Origin of the sequence: Pseudorhodoferax sp. Leaf274 (genome assembly GCF_001422445.1) — a bacterium.
Classification (GTDB): Bacteria; Pseudomonadota; Gammaproteobacteria; order Burkholderiales; family Burkholderiaceae_C; genus Pseudorhodoferax.
The window spans coordinates 91,788-110,118 of sequence record NZ_LMNA01000009.1 but is presented as its reverse complement, the minus strand read 5'-3'; the positions used below and the strand labels follow the sequence as shown (position 1 = coordinate 110,118).

The following is an 18,331-nucleotide window of genomic DNA, read 5'->3' as shown; positions in this document are numbered from 1 at the left end:
CGCGCGCGGAGGAGACATGCGGCTGGAAGACCTGCAGGCGTTCCTGAAGCTGGCCGAGCACGGCAACCTGCACCGTGCGGCGGACGCGTCCGGCGTCACGCAGTCGGCCCTGTCCAAGACGCTGGCGCGGCTGGAGGCCGGGTCCGGCCTGCGGCTGGTCGAGCGCAGCGGCCACGGCGTGGCCCTGACGCCCGCGGGCGTGTCGCTGCAGGCGCACGCGCAGCGCGTGCTGCTGGCCGTGGGCGACCTGCACGGCGACCTGGCCGAGCAGCGCCAGGCCCGCGCCGGTGCCGTGCGCGTGGGCGTGCTGCCGCACCTGATGTCCACGCTGCTGTCGCCGCTGCTGGCGCGCTTCGTCGCGCAGCGGCCGCTGGCGCAGTTCAGCATCGAGACGCAGCTGAGCGCGCGCCTGTTGGCGCTGCTGCAGCGCGCCGAGGTCGACCTCGTGCTGGCCGCGCGGCCCGACCGCGTGCCGCGCGACCTGGCCTGGCATCCGCTCGGACCGCTGGACCTGCGCGTGGCCTTGCGCGCCAAGCACCCGCGCCGCGCGCAACTGCGCCAGCTGGCCGACCTGACGGCCGAGCGCTGGGCGCTGCCGGCCAGCTCGCTCTACCTGCGCCACTGGCTGGACGAGCGCTTCACCGAGGCCGGCCTGCCGCCGCCGCGCGTGGCCGTGGAGAGCACGGCCTCGCCCTCGGCCTTCGCCGAGCTGCTGCGCCAGTCCGACCTGCTGGGCGTGATGCCCGCGCAGCTGCTGGGCCAGCCCGAGGGCCATGGGCTGGTGGCGCTGCCTGGCGATGCGCTGCTGTGGCGGCGCGAGCTGGGGGTGTTCTGGCGCGCGGCGGGTTACCTGTCGCCGGTCTGCGCGGACTTCCGCGACGCGGTGGTGCAGGGCGCCTGAATCAGGCCAAGGCCGCCAGCGCTTCGTCCAGCGGCAGCGGCCCCTCGACCGCCAGGGCCGGCTGCGCCGCGGCGAAGGCGCGGCGCAGGTAGGTGGCGTCGTCGGAGGTGTCCATGGCGGCGATTGTGCCGCTCAGCCCTCGCGTGGAAACAGCCGCGCGATGCCGCTGCGCAGGTGCTGCGTCATGGCCTCGCGCGCGGCCGCCGCGTCGCGCGCCGCGATGGCCTCGTCGATGCGCAGGTGCTCGGTGCGCACGTCGCGCCAGCGGTGCATCATGGGCTGGGGTGAGAGCTCGCGCACGAGCCGGATCGCCACGCGCGTGTGCTCCATGAGCGCGGTGATCGTGAGCAGCAGGTAGCGGTTCTCGCTGGCGCGCGCGATGGCGCCGTGGAAGGCGATGTCTTCCTCGATGCCGGGCTCGCCGCGCTGCGTCGCCGCCTCCATGGCGCGGCGGCGCGCCGTGACGGCCGCACGCAGCCGCGCGTCGCGGCTCTGCGCCGCGAGCGCTGCGCTCTCGCCTTCGAGGATGCAGCGGAACTCGAGAAAGCTGCGCACGTCCGGGATGCCCTGGATCGGCCCGTAGTCGATGCTCTTGAGCGCCGGCTCCTGGCCGACGAAGTGGCCGGCCCCGTGCGCGGCCGTCACGCGGCCTTCGGCGCGCAGGCGGGCCAGCGCCTGGCGCACCACGGGGCGCGAGACGCCGAAGCGTTCGGCCAGCGCGTGCTCGCCGGGCAGGCGGTCGCCGGCGGCCAGCCTGTCCTGGCCGATCATGGCCAGCACCTGGTCGTAGACGGTGTCGGTCAGCGAGGTGGCGGGCATGGCGGGCTCTTTGTGGAGTTGTCAGCGCATTATGGCAAGTTGTCTGACATGTCTTTCCATGAATTGACATGTCGTGCCAGCCGCGCCGACGATGCGCACCCGCTTCGAACCACACACCGCGAGACAAGATGAAAACCCTGCTGCCCTGGATGCTGGCCTGCTGCCTGGCCCCGCTCGCCGCCACCGCGCAGACCGCCTGGCCCGACAAGCCCGTCACGGTCATCGTGCCCTTTCCCGCGGGCGGCGCCACCGACGCGGCCGCGCGTGCCATGGCCACGCAGCTGCAGACTGCGCTGGGCCAGTCCTTCGTGGTCGACAACCGGCCCGGCGCCACGGGCACGCTGGGCGCGGGCCTGGTCAAGCGCGCCGCGGCCGATGGCTACACCTTGATGGTGGCCTCGCTCGCGCCCTACGTGATCGCGCCGCACCTCATGAAGTCCGTGCCCTACGACGCACTGAAGGACTTCGACTACCTCAGCGTGCTGGTGCAGGCGCCCAATGTGCTCGTCGCGGCGCCGGCCAAGAAGGCGCGTAGCGTGGCCGATGTGCTGGCCGAACTCCGCGCCAACCCCGGCAAGGTGAGCTTCGCGAGTTCGGGCAATGGCGCCTCGGACCATCTGTCGGCCGAGCTGTTCTGGCAGCAGACCAAGACAGAGGGCCTGCACGTGCCCTACAAGGGCGGCGCGCCGGCCCTCAACGACCTGCTGGGCAACCAGGTCGACTACTCGTTCCAGAACGTCAACGCCGTGCTGGGGCAGATCCGCGCGGGCAAGCTGCACGCCATCGCCGTGACGGGCGCCAAGCGCTCGCCCGTGCTGCCCGACACGCCGACGCTGGCCGAGGCCGGCGTGCAGGGCGCCGAGGTCTATTCCTGGCAGGGCCTGGCCGCGCCGCGCGGCCTGCCGCCGGCCGTGCGCGACAAGGCTGCCGCGGCTGCGGCCGCCGCCATGCGCGACCCCAAGGTGGCCGCGCGCCTGACCGAGCAGGGCCTGGAGATCGTGGCCAACACGCCGGCCGAGTTCGCTGCCTTCCAAGCCAAGGAATTCGCACGCTGGAAGACCCTCATCGACACCCGCAAGATCACCGCTGATTGACCCCTATGACCACCATCCGCGCCCTGCGCACCTACCGCCTGCCCGAGCGCCCCAGCCTGATCTGGCTGGAACTGGAGACCAGCGACGGCCTCGTCGGCCTGGGCGAGACCTTCCGCGGCGCCGCCGCCGTCGAGACCTGCCTGCACGCCGAACTCGCACCCGTGCTGCTGGGCCGCGATGCGCGCCACATCGAAGGCATCTCGCGCCAGCTGCTCACGCCCTACGTGGGCTACAACAGTTCGGGCACCGAGGTGCGTTCGGCCAGCGCCGTCGACATCGCGCTGTGGGACCTGGCCGGCCAGCGCCAGGGCGTGCCCGTGTACCAGGCGCTCGGCGGTGGCGCGCGGGCCAGCGTGCCGGTCTACAACACCTGCGCGGGCTACGCCTACAACACCACGGGCAAGCGCCGCGACATCGGCGCGGGCGACGAGGCTGCCGGCCCCTACGACGACCAGGTCGCCTTCATGCGCGATGCCGGCACTCTCGCCAAGGGCCTGCTGTCCGAGGGCTACAAGGCCATGAAGATCTGGCCCTTCGACATCTACGTGCCCGCCAGCGGCGGCAACCTCATCACGCTGGCCGACCTGGAGAAGGGCCTGCAGCCCTTCCGCCAGATCCGCGAGGCCGTGGGCAACCAGATCGAGGTGATGTGCGAGCTGCACAGCCTGTTCGGCGGCCATTCGGCGCTGCGCATCTGCCAGGCGCTGGAGGAGTACAACGTGTTCTGGGTCGAGGACCCGCTCAACAAGATGGACGACGTGGCCGGCCTGTCGGACCTGCGCCGGCGCACGCGCGTGCCCATCTGCGGCAGCGAGACGCTGGGCGGCCTGCGCCCGTTCCGCGACCTGTTGGCCGGCGATGCGCTCGACGTGGTGATGCTCGACCTCTCCTGGTGCGGCGGCATCACCGAAGGCCGCAAGATCGCCGCGCTGGCCCAGGCCTACAACCGGCCGCTGGCGCCGCACGACTGCACCGGCCCCGTGACGCTGATGGCTGGCCTGCACATGGCGCTGCACGCGCCCACCGCCATCTACCAGGAGGTGGTGCGCGCCACGCTGGCGACCTGGTACCGCGACATCGTGACCGGCCTGCCCGTCATCGAGGACGGCATGGCCCAGCCACCGGTGGCGGCCGGCCTGGGCACGCGGCTGCAGGACAGCTTCAAGCAGCAACCTGGCCTGGTGGTGCGCGAAAGCCGCTGACCTTTTCACAAGAGACATTCCATGCTGATCAAGATCGTCGGACTCCACGCCCCCAACGCGCCGCGCTTGCGCGCGCTGCTGGGCGCCGCACACGAGGTGCAGGCGCTCGACGCCTTCCCCGCCACGGGCGAGATCCACGCTGATGTGGTCATCGCCAACGCCATCGACGCCGACGCGGCCGCGCGCCTGCGCTGCCGCCTCGTGCACGTGCCGGGCGCCGGTGCCGAGCAAATCGCGCTGGCCGACCTGTCGGCCGGCACCACGGTCTGCAACGTGCACGGCCACGAGGTGCCGATCGCCGAGTTCACGCTGCACGCCATCCTCGAGCACTGCCTGCAGCTGTGGCAGTACCCGGCCCGCCTGGATGCCGAGGCCTTCGCCGAGGTCTACGCCGCGCGGCCCCAGCACGGCGAGGCCGAAGGACGCACCGTGGCCATCGTCGGCTTCGGCCACATCGGCCAGGAGATCGCGCGGCGCGCGCGGGCGTTCGGCATGCACGTGGTCGCGGTCACGCGCAGCGGCAAGCCGGCCGCCCCCGAACTGGCCGACGAGGCCGTGGCCGTCTCCGCGCTCGACAGCGTGCTGCCGCGCGCCGACGTGCTGGTGCTGGCTTGCCCGCTGGACGAGGGCACGCGCGGCCTCATCGGCGCGCAGCAACTGGCGCTGCTGCCGGCCGGCGCGCTGCTCGTCAACGTGGCGCGCGCCGAGGTGGTCGATGAACAGGCGCTGTACGAGGCCCTGCAATCGCGGCGCCTGGGCCGCGCTGCGCTCGACGTCTGGTACCAATACCCCAAGAAGGGCCAGCCGCCCGTCGCGCCCTCGCGCTTGCCGATCCACGAACTGCCCAACGTGCGCGCCACGCCGCACATCTCGGCCATCACGCCAGCGCTGCTGGCGCGGCGCTACGGCTTCATGGCCGACAACATCGCGCGGCTGCAGCACGGGCAGCCGCTGCGCAACGTGATCCATCCTGCAGGCTGACACCCCCCATTCACCACCGGAGACAAGCATGGCATCGAAGAAGACCCTCACCCTTTCCCGCCGCGCGCTCGGCATCGCCGCCACGGCGCTGCTGGCCGGCGCCGCGCTGCCCGGCCACGCGCAGGACTACCCGAACAAGATGATCCGCATCATCGTGCCCAACCCCGCGGGCGGCACCTCGGACGTGCTGGGCCGCCTGCTGGCCAAGGAACTCGGCGAGACGCTCAAGCAGCCCGTGATCGTGGAGAACAAGGCGGGCGGCAACGGCCACATCGGCGCTTCTTTCGTGGCCAAGTCCGCACCCGACGGCTACACGCTGCTGCTGATGGACATGAGCAACGCCACCATCGGCCCCAGCGTCGCCCAGCTCAACTACAGCCCGCTCAAGGAGCTGACGCCCGTCACCATGCCGGCCTACTCGCCGCACCTGCTGGTGGTGCGCCAAGACCTGCCGGTCAAGAACATCGACGAGCTGGCCGCCTATGCCAAGAAGTCGGGCAAGCCCGTCAGCTTCGGCACGCCGCTGGCGTCCATCAGCCAGCTCGCCGGCATCATGCTGGCGCAGGACAAGGGCTTCGAGTTCAACGTGATCGGCTACAAGGGCGGCGCCCAGGCGCTGGCGGACCTGGCCGGCGCACAGATCGACAGCGCCATGGCCAGCGTGCTGGCGACCAACCCGCTGGTGCAGGGCGGCAAGATCAAGGCCATCGCGGTCACGAGCGCCAAGCCCTTCGCGGCCACGCCCGGCGTTCCCACGGTGGCGTCGCAAATCCCGGGCTTCGTGACCGGCTCCTGGCAGGGCCTGCTGGCACCGGCCGGCACGCCGCCCGCGGTGCTCGACAAGCTGCAGGCCACGGTCAAGCAGATCGTGGCGCGGCCCGACGTGGCCAAGCGCCTGGCGGAGCTCGGCTCCGAGCCTTCGGACATGAGCCGCCAGCAGATGGCCGAGTGGATGCAGACCGAGACGGTGCGCTGGGGCAAGGTGGTCAAGGACAACAACATCAAGGCCGAATAGGGCCATCGGAAGGAGCGTCACCATGCAGGGCATCGCCGCATGACGCCCGGGCGCAAGCCTGGGGCACAGCCCGTGGCGGACAGCACCATCGAAGAGTGCCTGTTCGGCCTGCTCGCGCAGCGGTGCGAGGGCGCGACGGTCTGCCCATCCGACGTGGCCCGCGCCCTGGTGGCGGACGCGGACCGCTGGCGCGCGCTGATGCCACAGGTCCGCCAGGTGGCGCAGCGGCTGGCGCAGGACAAGCGCCTGCGCGTGACGCGCAAGGGCGTGCCGGTGGACGCGACCAGCCGCGGCGGCCCGATCCGCCTGGGCCGCCCGGACAAGAGCTGAGGCCACGCAGTCCGCGCGGCGCGACGCACGCGTGGCGTGGCGGCTGACGGCGCCCAACGGGCCGCGCTGGCAACGCGCGAGGCGGCGCGTGTTCCACACTGGGCCAGACTGGCGCCCGTGCACGCCGCACGCGGGCCGGTCGCGTCGGCGTTGGGCCGGCGCTGTGTCGGCCACGTCGCGAAGGAGAACGCCACCATGTCGAATGCGGATGCAAGCACCCAGGCACCGGCCGATCCGCCGCCGGGCGGGGTGGTCTCGGTGCGGCTGGAGTTGTCGCAGGCCGAAGCCGCGCAGCTGCACGCGCTCGGCGGCAGTTCTTGGCTGCGCAGCCAGCTCGCCGCGGCCGCCGGCAGCCCGGGGGCGGCGCGCGAGGATGCTGCCAGCGCCTACCTTGTCGGCCTGGCCAAGGCGGCATTTCCACTCCCCGTGTCGGGCCCTGCGGTCGGCCTCGTCGATGCGCTGCGCAAGCAACGCCTGCTGGAGGCAGCAGTGACGTACGACGATGCACCCGGTGGCGATGGGGACCGCGCCATCGTCATCGGCATCACCGCGCTGGGCCGTGCCGAGATCGAGCGTCTCGCGGGCGGGCGCTGAGCTGGCACGTGAGCCCCACTGCGCTGCAGCACTGCACAAAGCGTAACGACTGCGCAGGCGCGGCCCAGGCCGTTCGTGCGCCGGGAACTGAATAATTTCCAGCCGTCCTTCGATGGGGGCGCCAGTGCAGTCCTGCGGGCACAGCGGTCTTTGCACCGCCTTCTTCCTGCGCGCAGGCCCCGGCACGCGCCGTAACCGCATGTTGCGCACACGCGCAGGGGAGTTGGAGATGAAACAAGCGATGACACGTCGCCGGCGCAGGCTGGCACTGGGGTTGGCCTTAGCGGCCTGCGCCCTGCCGTTCGGCGCAGCGCACGCGGCGACGCTGCAGGTCGGCCCCGGCCACACCTACACCAGCATCGCGCAGGCGGCGCGTGCCGCGCGCGACGGCGACGTGGTGGAGGTGCAGGCCGGCGACTACCGGCGCGACGTGGCGGTCTGGACGCAGCGCCAGCTGGTGGTGCGCGCGGTGGGTGGCCGCGTGCGGCTGTGGGCCGATGGCGCCAACGCCGAGGGCAAGGGGATCTGGGTCGTGCGCGGCGACATCCTCGTGCAGGGCTTCGACTTCCGCGGCGCACGCGTGCCGGACCGCAATGGCGCCGGCATCCGCTTCGAGGCGGGGCGGCTGCAGGTGGTCGACTGCAGCTTCGTGGACAACGAGAACGGCATCCTCACGGCCAGCGACCCGCAGGCCGAACTGCGCATCGCGCAGAGCCTGTTCCAGGCCAACGGCGCCGGCGACGGGCAGAGCCACAACCTGTACGTGGGCGCCATCGGCAGGTTCAGCATGACCGACAGCCAGTCGCGCGACGCGCGCGTGGGCCACCTGCTCAAGAGCCGCGCGGCGGTCAACGAGATCCACCGCAACCAGCTCGTCGATGGCAACCCCGGCAGCGCGAGCTACGAGCTGGAGCTGCCCAACGGAGGCGTGGCCAGCGTCACCGAAAACGTGGTGCGCCAGGCGCCCGGCACGCAGAACTCGACCATGGTCTCGTACGGCGCCGAAGGCTACCGCTGGGCCCGCAACGAACTCGTGCTGCACAACAACACGCTCATCGACGACCGGCCCAGCGGCGGCGTCTACCTGCGCGTGGCGCCCGGCCAGCGCAGCGTGGAACTGCGCGGCAACCTGCTGCAGGGCGCGAGCCGCACGCGGGCCTCGGTGCTGACGTACTGAGCGGCGGGGCGCTCAGCTGCCCGCGATGCCCTTGTCCTTGATGAGCTGGCCCCACTTCTGGTCGTCTGCGCGGATGCGGGCGGCCGTGTCGGCCGGCGACTGCCAGGCGGCGAAGGTGCCCGCGCCCTTGAGCTTGTCCTGCACGGTGGCATCGGCCAGCGCCTGCTTGAGCGCATCGTTGAGCGCCGCGACCACCGCGGCCGGCGTGCCGGCCGGTGCCAGCAGGCCACCCCAGGAGACGGCCGAGAAGCCCGGGAAGCCCTGCTCGGCCACCGTCTTCACGTCGGGCAGGAAGGGCACGCGTTGCGGCGAACCCACCGCGATGGCGCGCAGCTTGCCGGCCTGGATGTGCGGCAGCGCCGCGACCATGTCGGCGTACATCACAGGCACCTGGCCGCCCAGCAGGTCGGTGATGGCCGGCACGCCGCCCTTGTAGGGCACGTGCGTCATGTCGAAGCCGCCCTGGATCTTGAGCAGCTCCATGGTCAGGTGGCCGAAGCTGCCCTGGCCCGAGCTGGTGTAGTTCAGCGGCGCCTTGCTGGCCTTGGCCTTGGCGATGAGCTCGGACAGCGTGCGCACGTCGGGCAGCTGCGTGGGGTTCACCACCACCACGATGGGCAGGTCGTAGGTGGTGCCGATGGCCGTGAAGTCCTTGTTGATGTCGAACTTGACGGCCGGGTACAGGTGCGGCGCCAGCAGCGTGGGCGTGGCCAGCATCATGAGGCTGTGGCCATCGGCCGGCATGCGGGCCAGGGCCGCAGCGGCGATGGAGCCCGAGGCGCCGGGCCGGTTCTCGACGATGACGGTCTGTTTGAGGATCTCGCCCAGCTTCTGGCCCACGATGCGCGAGGCCGTGTCGGTCGGCCCGCCGGGCGGAAACGGCACGTAGAGCGTGATGAGCTTGCCCGGGAAGGCCTGGGCCCGGCCGGCCAGTGGCGCCAGTGCGGCGCCCAGGGCCAGGGCCGTGAGCCCGCGGCGGGTGATGCGGGAGGAAGCGGAACGGTTCTGCAGATGGGTCATGCGAAAAAACGGGTCGGTGAGGAAGAGGTGCTCAGCCCAGCCACTCGCGCAGCACGGCGTCGCGGTCGGCGCCGAGCTGCGGCGGCGGGCGGCGCACGGGCAGGCGCTCGCCATCCAGGCGGTAGGGCGGCGCCAGCACATGGGTGGTGCCGGCCACGGGGTGGGGCTGCTGCGTGACCAGGCCGCCTTCGGCGGTGCGCTGCGAGGTCAGCGCCTCGTGCAGGCCCAGCACCTCGCCACACGGGATGCCGGCCTTGCTCATCGCGGCGATGAGATGGTCGCGCTTGCGGGCGCCGATCTCCTTGTAGAGCTCGGGCAGCAGCACGGCGCGGTTCTGGCCGCGGCCCAGGTTGGTCTTGAAGCGCTCGTCGGCGGCCAGGTCCGGGCGCTCCAGCGCGTCCAGGCACAGGCGTTCGAACTGCGCGTTGTTGCCCACGCTGATGATGACCGGCCCATCGGCCGCGTCGAACACGCCGTAGGGCACGATGGACGGGTGGGCGTTGCCGTACTTGGGCGGGTCTTCGCCCAGGAACAAGGCCTCCAGGCCGCTGTAGGCGGTGATCATGAGGCCGCAGTCGTACAGCGCCATCTCCACGTGGCGGCCGGTGCCGATCTTCTCGCGCTGGTAGAGCGCGGCCAGCACGGCCTGGGCGCTGGCCATGCCGGTCATGAGGTCGACCGCGGCGATGCCGAACTTGAGCGGGCCCTGGCCCTCCTCGCCGTTCATGGCCATGATGCCGGCCTGGCCCTGGATCACGAGGTCGTAGCCCGGGCGCTTGGCCTCGGGGCCGCCGCGGTTGTAGCCGGTCACCGAGACGTAGACCAGGCGCGGGTTGATGGCGCGCAGCTGCTCGTAGCCCAGGCCCATCTTCTCCATGCCGCCGGTCTTGAAGTTCTGCACCAGCACGTCGGCCTTGGCGACCAGCTGGCGAGCCAGGTCCTGGCCTTCGGGCGTGGCCAGGTCCAGCGTGATGGACCGCTTGTTGCGGTTCATGCTGTTGAAGTAGGTGGTCTCGGTCTTGCCGACGCGCACGCCCCAGTCGCGCGTGTCGTCGCCGCGCTGGGGGTGCTCGATCTTGACGACGTCGGCACCGAAGTCGCCGAGCACCTGGGCGCACAGCGGCCCGGCCAGCACGCGCGAAAAATCGAGCACGCGCACGCCGGCCAGCGGCAGTCCAGGGGAAGTAGCGGTCATGGGAACAGTCTCCGTTCGTTGTGGATGCGCGATTGTCAGCGTCGGCGCAGCGCGGCGAAGTCCGCTTGGCGCTTGCCAAGGAAGGCTTTGATGCCCTCCTGCGCTTCGTCGTCGCCCTGGCTTTCGACCATGGACACGGCTTCGCGCTCCAGCTGTTCGTCCAGCGTGCGCGCGTGCGCGCCGCGGCACAGCGCCTTGATGCGCGCGCTGGCGCGGGCCGGGCCCTGGGCCAGTTGCGCGCCGAGCGCAATGGCCTGTGCCTCGGCCTGGCCGGCGTCGACCAGGCGGTTGACGGCGCCCAGCGCGTGCAGGCGTTCGGCCGTGACGCGCTCGCCGGTCAGGCACAGCTCGGTCAGCAGCTGGCGCGAGACGAACTCGGCCAGGAACGAGGTCAGCCCGCCATCGGGCGTGAGGCCCACCTTGATGTAGGTGGCGCTGAAGAAGGCCTCGCGCGAGGACACCAGCAGGTCGCAGGCCAGCGCCACCGACAGGCCGGCACCGGCCGCGCCGCCCTCGACGGCCGCGATGACGGGCTTGCCGCTGTCACGCAGCCGGCGCACGAAGCCGTGCAGCAGCTCCAGGCGCTCGCGGCGCTCGGCAGGCGCCATCTCGCGGCGCGTGACCAGCTGGTTGAGGTTGCCGCCTGCGCAGAAGAAGTTGCCGGCGCCGGTCAGCACCACGGCGCCGATGGTGGGGTCGGCTTCGGCATCGGCCAGGGCTTGCGTGGCGGCCGTGTAGAACTCGGCCGACAGCGCGTTGCGGGCGGCGGGGTTGTTGTTGACGAGGATGAGCACGGCGCCTTCGCGGCGCGTGAGCAGGGCTTCGTTGGTCATCTTTGCTCCGGTGTTTGTTCGTTAGTTCAGTCGCGCGGGTGCTGCGGCCCAAAACGGCAGGCGGCGCCGACACGCGTTCTCCGGGGCACGCTCGCGGGCGCCGTTGGTGGCTCCAGCACGCTGTGCACTCTCGCCGATGGCGTGGCGTGCTGGGCATCTCTGGGCCGCGAATGGCCCCTGCGCCCGCATGTCAGCACCACCCGCCTCACGTCGCGTGGGTGCGAGGGCGCACGACCGGCGCGTCCGCGCTGGCGCGACACCGTCGTGTCGGGCGGTGGTAGTGGGCCTGCGGGCGCAGGCCCCATTCGCGACGGCGAGATGCCCAGCTGACGCACATCCGGCGTTCGAGGGCGTGCGGGTTGCAAGCCACTGCCGGCTTCCGCGAGCGTGGGCTGGAGAACGCAGGCACGCTGCCGCCGCCTGGGCGCTCCCTACAACCCACAAGCCATTCACGTAGCGCGTCCCAGATCGATGTAGCGCTGCAGATGGAAGTCCTCGTCCCCCAACTGGTGGTCGATCATCACGAGGCGTTTGGCGTAGTGCGCCAGCGGCAGTTCCCAGGTCATGCCGATGCCGCCGTGCAGCTGGATGGCCTCCTCGGCCACGCGCGTGCCGATCTGGCCCACGCTGAACTTGGCGGCCGACAGCGCACGCTCGCGCGCGATGCGGTTGTCGCCGTCGATCGCGGCGGCCGCGTTGATGACGGCCGAGCGCGCCTGCTCCACTTCGATCAGCAGGTCGGCCATGCGGTGCTGCAGCGCCTGGAAGCTGCCGATCGGCACGCCGAACTGCTTGCGCGTGCGCAGGTATTCCAGCGTGTCGCGCTTGGCCACTTCCATTGCGCCCAGCGACTCGGCCGCCAGGGCCAGGAGGCCCCAGCCCGTGGCGTGTTCCAGCACGTCCGCGCCGGCGCCTTCGGTGCCCAGCAGCGCATCGGCGCCGACCTGCACGTTCTGCAGCGTGAGTTCGGCCGCGCGGCCACCGTCGATCTTCGGGTAATCGCGACGGGCGATGCCCTCGGCATCGCCAGGCACCAGGAAAAGCGAGATGCCCTGCGCATCGCCCGTGTTGCCGGACGTGCGCGCGGAGACCAGCAACAGAGCGGCGCGCTGGCCTTGCTGCACCACGGCCTTGGCGCCGTTCAGCACCCAGCCATTGGCGTTCTTTTCGGCGCGCGTGGCGACCAGCGTGGGCTCGTAGTGCGAGCCGGGTTCGTCGTGCGCGAGCGCGGCCACGGTGCTGCCGTTCACGAGGCCGGCGATGCGTTCCTGTTGCACTGCGGTGCCCGCCTGCGCGATGGCGCGGCCGACCACGAGCGCGCCCAGGAAGGGCTCGACCACGAGGCCCTTGCCCAGGCTCTCGAAGACCACGGCCACGTCGAAGCCGCTGCCGCCGAAGCCACCCACGGACTCGGGGAACAGCGCGCCCAACGCGCCGATCTCGGCCAGCTGGTTCCAGTGCTTGTCGCTCGTGCCTTGCGCGCTCCAGGCGATGTGGTCGCGTTCGACGAAGCCGTACTGCTCGGCCAGGTAGCGGTCCAGCGAGTCCGCCAGCATGCGGCGGTCTTCGGTGTGTGTGAAGTTCATGGTGTCGCTTCCCTGCTCACAGGCCCAGGATCATCTTGGAGATGATGTTCTTCTGGATCTCGTTGGAGCCGCCGAAGATCGACAGCTTGCGGTAGTTGAAGTAGCTGGCCGCGGCCGTGGCGGCCGCGTCCGGGCCGAGCGGCTCGCCCGTGTAGCCCTCGTACTGCGCGGCCTCGATGTAGGGCGCGGCATACGGGCCCATGGCGCGGCGGATCAGCGAGAGGATCTCCTGGCGCACCTCGGTGCCGCGGATCTTGAGCATGGAGCTTTCCGCACCCGGCACGGCGCCGTGGGCCGTGGCCGACAGCACGCGCAGGTTGGTGGTCTTCATGTTCTCCAGGTCGATCTCGACCTTGGCCATGCGCGCGGCGAACAGCGGGTCCTGGTCCAGCGGCTTGCCGTTCTTGAGGACCTTGGCGGCGATCACCTTGAGCTTTTCCATCGTGGCGACGCAATAGCCCACGCCGGCGATGCCGGTGCGCTCGTAGGTCAGCAGGTACTTGGCGTAGGTCCAGCCCTTGTTCTCCTCGCCGACCAGGTTCTCCACGGGCACTTTCACGTCGGTGAAGAACACCTCGTTGACCTCGCGGTCGCCGTCCAGCGTGCGGATCGGGCGCAGCTCCACGCCGGGCGCCTTCATGTCCATGAGCAGGAAGCTGATGCCCGACTGGGCCTTGGCCTCGCGGTCGGTGCGCACCAGGCTGAAGATCATGTCGGCATGCTGGCCTTGGGTGGTCCAGGTCTTCTGGCCGTTGACGATGTAGTGGTCACCCTGGCGCACGGCCGTGGTCTTGACCGAGGCCAGGTCCGAGCCCGCGCCGGGTTCTGAATAGCCCTGGCACCACCAGTCCGCACCCGAGAGGATGCGCGGCAGGTAGTAGTCCTTGTGCGCCTGGCTGCCGTACTTGATCAGCACCGGGCCCAGCATGCTCACGCCGAAGGGCACGATGCGTGGGCCGCCAGCCAGGCAGCATTCGGTGTCGAAGATGAACTTCTCGACCGCCGTGAAGCCGGGGCCGCCGTACTGCTTGGGCCAGTGGTAGGCCAGCCAGCCGCGCGATTGCAGGATGGCGTGCCACTCCTCCTGGTCCTGCTTGGTCAGGCGCTGGCCGGCTTTGACCTTGTCGGCGATGCGCTTCGGCAGCTTGTCCTTGAGAAAGCTGCGCACATCGTCGCGGAACGCGTGTTCCTCGGGCGTGAAGTTCAAGTCCATGGTGTGGCTCAGTAGATTTCGAACAGGCCGGCGGCGCCCATGCCGCCGGCGATGCACATCGACACGACGGCGTACTTGGCCTTGCGGCGGCGGCCTTCCAGCAGAATGTGGCCCGCCAGGCGTGCGCCCGTCATGCCGAAGGGATGGCCGATGGAGATCGCGCCGCCGTTCACGTTGAGCTTCTCGTGCGGGATGCCCAACTGCTGCTGGCAGTACAGCGCCTGCGAGGCGAAGGCCTCGTTGAGTTCCCACAGGTCGATGTCGTCCACGGTGAGGCCGTGGCGTTTGAGCAGCTTGGGGATGGCGTAGACCGGGCCGATGCCCATCTCGTCGGGCTCGCAGCCGGCCACGGCGAAGCCGCGGAAGGCGCCCAGGGGTTTCAAGCCCAGGCGTTCGGCTTCCTTGGCCTCGACCATCACGCAGGCCGATGCGCCGTCGGACAGCTGCGAGGCGTTGCCGGCCGTGATGAACTGGTCGGGCGCGCGCACGGGCTGCAGCTTGGCCAGCGCTTCGTAGGTGGTGCCGGGGCGGTTGCAGTTGTCCACCGTGGCGGTGACTTCACGGTGCGTGACGGCCTTGGTTTCCTTGTCCGTCACGGCCATGGTGGTGGTGCAGGGCACGATCTCGTCGGCGTAGATGCCGGACTTCTGCGCCACCTCGGTGCGGCGCTGGCTCTCGGCCGAGAAGCGGTCCTGCGCCTCGCGGCTGATGTGGTAGCGCGCGGCCACGATGTCGGCCGTCTCGATCATGGCCATGTACAGCGCGGGCTTGTGCTCGACGAGCCAGGGGTCCATGCCCGAGTCGCCGGCGTCGGTGGCGCTGCGCGTGCGGATCTGCGAGATGCTTTCCACGCCGCCCGCCACCATGGCCGGCGCGCCGGCCACGATGGCACCGGCCGCGCTGGCAATCGCCTGCAGGCCCGAGGCGCAGAAGCGGCTGACCGTCAGGCCCGCCACTTCCAGCGGCAGGCCGGCGCGCAGCGCGACCTGGCGGCCGACGTTGCGGCCCGTCGTGCCCTCGGGGTAACCGGTGCCCATGATCAGGTCTTCGATCAGCGCCGGGTCCAGGCCCGAGCGCTCGACCGCAGCCTTGACGGCGAAGGCCGCGAGCGTGGGGCCGGGCGTGATGTTGAATTCGCCGCGGTGCGACTTGGTCAGTGGCGTGCGGGCGGTAGAAACGATGACGGCTTCGCGCATGGGAGAGTCTCCGGTGGTGGTCTGTGACGGGAAGGGGATCAGGACTTGTTGAGGCTGGCGAAATTGCGGCCTTCGGCCACCAGCTGCTGCAGCAGCGGTGCGGGCTGCCAGAACAGCGGGTCTTCCTTGGCGAAGGTCTGGATGTCGTCCAGGATCTTCGGCAGGCCCACCTGGTCGGCGTATTGCATCGGGCCACCGCGAAAGCGCGGGAAGCCGTAGCCGTAGAGGAAGGTCACGTCCACGTCGAGCGGGCGCAGCGCGATGCCCTCGGCCACGACCTTGGCGCCTTCGTTGACCATGGCCGCCATGTAGCGGCGCATGATCTCGTCCTCGCTGAAGGCGCGCGGGGTGATGCCCGCGCGCTGGCGTTCGGCATCGACGATGGCCAGCACCTCGGGGTCTTCCACGCCCGTGCGCGCACCCTGCGGGTACTGGTACCAGCCGCGGCCGGTCTTCTGGCCGAACCAGCCGCGTTCGCAGATGCGGTCGGCCACCTGCACGTAGCGGGCCTTCGGATCGCGCTTGGCCGCCTTGCGCTTGCGCGTGGCCCAGCCGATGTCGCCGCCGGCCAGGTCCGACACCTGGAACGGCCCCATGGGGTAGCCGAAGTTGCGCACCGCCGCGTCGATGGCGTAGGGGCTCGCGCCATCTTCCATGAGGTGGTCGGCGGCCTGGCGGTACACCGCGAGGATGCGGTTGCCGATGAAGCCGTCGCAGACACCGGCGCGCACGGGCACCTTCTTGAGCTTCTTGGCCAGCGCGAAGGCCGTGGCCACCACGTCGGGCGCGACCTGGGCGGGCACCACGATCTCCAGCAGCTTCATGATGTTGGCCGGCGAGAAGAAGTGCAGTCCGATCACGTCCTGCGGCCGGGCGATGCTGGCGGCGATCGCGTCGATGTCGAGGTACGAGGTGTTGGTGGCCAGCACGGCGCCGGGTTTGCAGACGCGGTCGAGCTCGCGGAACACCGCTTTCTTGACCTCGATGTCTTCGAACACGGCCTCGATGACGAGGTCCACGTCGGCAAAGGCGGCGTAATCGGTCGAGCCGCTGAAGCGCGCCATGACCTTGGCCTTGGCTTCCGCCGTCATGCGGCCCTTGGCGACGAGGCCGTCGTAGACCTTCTCGACGTTGGCGCGGCCACGGGCGATGGAGGCGTCGTCGCGCTCGACCATCACGACGGGCAGGCCGGCGTCCAGCGCGGCCACGGCGATGCCGGCGCCCATGGTGCCGCCGCCGACCACGCCGATGCGGGTCAGGGGGCGCGGCTCGGCCGCCGCGGCCTCGGGCACCTTGGCCACGTCGCGCTCGGCGAAGAAGGCGTGGATCAGGCCGGCGCGCTGCGGGCTGGCCAGGCATTGCATGAACAGCTCGCGCTCGTACTTGAGCGCTTCGTCGAAAGGCTTGTCCAGCGCGGCTTCGACGGCGTCGACGATGCGGTGCGGCGAGAACAGGTTCTTCGCCCTCTTGCCCTGCTCGGCGCGCGCGGCGGCGATGGCGGCACGGCTGGCTTGCACGTCGGCCAGGCCCGCGGCATCGCGCGAACGGCGCGGGCCGGCGTGCGCGGCCAGCAGTTCCTGGGCGTAGGCCAGGCCCTCGGCCAGCGTGTCGTCGCTCTGCGCCAGCCGGTCGATGAGGCCCAGTTTCAAGGCCTCGGCCGCGCCCACGTGGCGGCCGCTCAGCATGATGTCCAGCGCGGCGGCGGCGCCCACCAGGCGCGGGGCGCGCTGCGTGCCGCCGGCGCCGGGCAGCAGGCCCAGCAGCACCTCTGGCAGGCCGAGCTTGGCGTTGGCCACGGCGATGCGGTAGTGCGCGGCGATGGCCACCTCCAGCCCGCCGCCCAGGGCGGCGCCGTGGATGGCGGCGATGACGGGCTTCTTCGAGGATTCGATGCGCTTGCAGACATCGGTCAGCAGCGGCGGTTGCGGCGGCAGGCCGAACTCGCGGATGTCGGCGCCGGCGATGAAGCTCTTGCCGGCACCCACGATCAGCACGGCGGCCACGGCGGCGTCCGTCTCGGCGCGTTCCATGGCCTCAAGCAGGCCGCGGCGCACGGCCGCGCCCAGGGCGTTGACGGGTGGGTTGTCCACGGTGACCAGGAGGATCTTGCCGTGCAGCTGCGTGCGCACCACCTGTTCTTCGGGCGAGTTCGCCATGCCTTGTCTCCTCGGGTTGGGGAGCGGGCATTGTTCGTTCGCGATTTCGATTTGACAATGGCATAGACTTCAAACACACCGTCAAGCCGATTCGAACAATGAGCCTGGATGTCCAGTCCCTGACGCTGCTGGTCCAGATCCTGGACGCCGGCAACCTGGCCGAGGCCGCGCGCCGCATGAAGATGAGCCGGGCCAACGTGAGCTACCACCTGAACCAGGTCGAGCGCGCGATTGGCCAGCAGCTGATCCGCCGCACCACGCGCCGGCTCGAGGCCACCGAGATCGGCCTGAAGCTCTACGAACACGGCCGCGTGATCCAGAACGAACTGCTGGCCGCGCGCGAATCCATCGCCACGCTCGGGCAGGAGTTGGGTGGCCGCGTGCGCCTGTCGGTGCCCAGCGGCTACGGGCAGCTGGCCATGTCGCCCTGGCTGCTGGAGTTCAAGCGCCAGTACCCGGCCATCGTGCTCGACGTGCTGTTCGAGAACCGCGTGGAAGACCTCATGCGCGACGAGGTCGACGTGGCCGTGCGCGTGCTGTCCGAGCCGCCGCAGAACCTGGTGGCGCGCGACCTGGGGCCGGTGCGCTTCATCGCCTGCGCCTCGCGTGCCTATGCCGAACGCGCCGGCCTGCCGCAGCGGCTGGAAGACCTGCAGCACACGCCGCTGCTGACGGCCGCCGTGATCGGCAAGCAGCTGCGCCTGGCGGCCTACCAGGAGGACGAGCGGCACGAGGTGCTGATCGAGCCCACGCTGATCTCGGAGAACTTCATGTTCCTGCGCGAGGCCGTGCTCGCCGGCCTGGGCGTGGGCCTGGTGCCCGACTACACGGTGCGCGACCTGCTGGCGCAAGGACGCGTGGTGACGGCGCTGGACGCCTGGCGGCTGTCGATCTTCGGCACGCGCATGCACCTGCTGTACATGCCGAACCGGCACCACACGCGGGCGATGGCGACGTTCATCGAGTACGTCCTGCAGCGGGCGCGGGAAGCGGCTTAGCCGGCTCGATGGTGGGCCGCA

General features: G+C 70.8%; 17 protein-coding genes. 9 read left to right on the top strand and 8 right to left on the bottom strand.

Annotated features, from left to right (window positions below):
- The first annotated feature begins 16 nt into the window (after positions 1–16).
- Positions 17–901 (top strand): LysR family transcriptional regulator, encoded by an 885-nt coding sequence (locus ASF44_RS13295; RefSeq protein WP_056899713.1) that lies wholly within the window; start codon positions 17–19, stop codon positions 899–901.
- 132 nt (positions 902–1,033) lie between these two features.
- On the opposite strand, the gene ASF44_RS13290 is transcribed toward ASF44_RS13295, so the two are convergent.
- Positions 1,034–1,720 carry a FadR/GntR family transcriptional regulator gene (locus ASF44_RS13290; RefSeq protein ID WP_056899712.1) on the bottom strand — a complete coding sequence of 229 codons (687 nt, stop codon included), beginning with the start codon at positions 1,718–1,720 and terminating at the stop codon, positions 1,034–1,036.
- Positions 1,721–1,848: 128 nt separating this feature from the next.
- Here ASF44_RS13290 and ASF44_RS13285 point away from each other — a divergent pair, with 128 nt between their 5' ends.
- The 7 genes from ASF44_RS13285 to ASF44_RS13255 all read left to right on the top strand — a co-directional run bounded on the left by ASF44_RS13285 (position 1,849) and on the right by ASF44_RS13255 (position 8,113).
- The gene (locus ASF44_RS13285) at positions 1,849–2,814 is read left to right on the top strand and encodes a tripartite tricarboxylate transporter substrate binding protein (protein WP_056899711.1); all 966 of its coding nucleotides are present in this window, start codon (positions 1,849–1,851) and stop codon (positions 2,812–2,814) included.
- A 5-nt stretch (positions 2,815–2,819) separates the two neighbouring features.
- Positions 2,820–4,016, top strand: coding sequence for a mandelate racemase/muconate lactonizing enzyme family protein (locus ASF44_RS13280; protein WP_056899710.1), 1,197 nt, complete (start codon positions 2,820–2,822; stop codon positions 4,014–4,016).
- Between the two features lie 21 nt (positions 4,017–4,037).
- Positions 4,038–4,997 carry a 2-hydroxyacid dehydrogenase gene (locus ASF44_RS13275; RefSeq protein ID WP_056899709.1) on the top strand — a complete coding sequence of 320 codons (960 nt, stop codon included), beginning with the start codon at positions 4,038–4,040 and terminating at the stop codon, positions 4,995–4,997.
- A gap of 28 nt (positions 4,998–5,025) precedes the next feature.
- The gene (locus ASF44_RS13270) at positions 5,026–6,012 is read left to right on the top strand and encodes a tripartite tricarboxylate transporter substrate binding protein (RefSeq protein WP_056899708.1); all 987 of its coding nucleotides are present in this window, start codon (positions 5,026–5,028) and stop codon (positions 6,010–6,012) included.
- Between the two features lie 72 nt (positions 6,013–6,084).
- The gene (locus ASF44_RS13265; protein ID WP_200930597.1) at positions 6,085–6,342 is read left to right on the top strand and encodes a DUF3253 domain-containing protein; all 258 of its coding nucleotides are present in this window, start codon (positions 6,085–6,087) and stop codon (positions 6,340–6,342) included.
- 117 nt (positions 6,343–6,459) lie between these two features.
- Complete coding sequence (locus tag ASF44_RS13260) at positions 6,460–6,936, top strand: hypothetical protein (protein ID WP_162243807.1); 477 nt, start codon at positions 6,460–6,462, stop codon at positions 6,934–6,936.
- Positions 6,937–7,165: 229 nt separating this feature from the next.
- Complete coding sequence (locus ASF44_RS13255) at positions 7,166–8,113, top strand: hypothetical protein (protein WP_156374486.1); 948 nt, start codon at positions 7,166–7,168, stop codon at positions 8,111–8,113.
- Between the two features lie 12 nt (positions 8,114–8,125).
- On the opposite strand, the gene ASF44_RS13250 is transcribed toward ASF44_RS13255, so the two are convergent.
- From ASF44_RS13250 to ASF44_RS13220, 7 genes are all read right to left on the bottom strand, one after another.
- Positions 8,126–9,133, bottom strand: a complete 1,008-nt coding sequence (locus tag ASF44_RS13250) for a tripartite tricarboxylate transporter substrate binding protein (RefSeq protein WP_056899704.1) — start codon at positions 9,131–9,133, stop codon at positions 8,126–8,128.
- Positions 9,134–9,164: 31 nt separating this feature from the next.
- Entirely contained in the window at positions 9,165–10,328 is a 1,164-nt protein-coding gene (locus ASF44_RS13245) for a CaiB/BaiF CoA-transferase family protein (RefSeq protein WP_056899703.1), read from the bottom strand.
- 35 nt (positions 10,329–10,363) lie between these two features.
- Positions 10,364–11,161, bottom strand: coding sequence for an oxepin-CoA hydrolase, alternative type (locus ASF44_RS13240; protein WP_056899702.1), 798 nt, complete (start codon positions 11,159–11,161; stop codon positions 10,364–10,366).
- A gap of 449 nt (positions 11,162–11,610) precedes the next feature.
- Complete coding sequence (locus ASF44_RS13235) at positions 11,611–12,747, bottom strand: acyl-CoA dehydrogenase family protein (protein ID WP_056899701.1); 1,137 nt, start codon at positions 12,745–12,747, stop codon at positions 11,611–11,613.
- A 16-nt stretch (positions 12,748–12,763) separates the two neighbouring features.
- Positions 12,764–13,960 (bottom strand): acyl-CoA dehydrogenase family protein, encoded by a 1,197-nt coding sequence (locus ASF44_RS13230; RefSeq protein ID WP_056899700.1) that lies wholly within the window; start codon positions 13,958–13,960, stop codon positions 12,764–12,766.
- 8 nt (positions 13,961–13,968) lie between these two features.
- On the bottom strand, positions 13,969–15,156 hold the full coding sequence (locus ASF44_RS13225) for an acetyl-CoA C-acyltransferase (protein ID WP_056899699.1): 1,188 nt from the start codon (positions 15,154–15,156) through the stop codon (positions 13,969–13,971).
- A 38-nt stretch (positions 15,157–15,194) separates the two neighbouring features.
- Positions 15,195–17,312 carry a 3-hydroxyacyl-CoA dehydrogenase NAD-binding domain-containing protein gene (locus ASF44_RS13220; RefSeq protein WP_056899698.1) on the bottom strand — a complete coding sequence of 706 codons (2,118 nt, stop codon included), beginning with the start codon at positions 17,310–17,312 and terminating at the stop codon, positions 15,195–15,197.
- Between the two features lie 104 nt (positions 17,313–17,416).
- On the opposite strand from ASF44_RS13220, the gene ASF44_RS13215 reads away from it, so the two are divergent.
- Complete coding sequence (locus ASF44_RS13215) at positions 17,417–18,310, top strand: LysR family transcriptional regulator (RefSeq protein WP_056899726.1); 894 nt, start codon at positions 17,417–17,419, stop codon at positions 18,308–18,310.
- Positions 18,311–18,331: the final 21 nt, after the last annotated feature.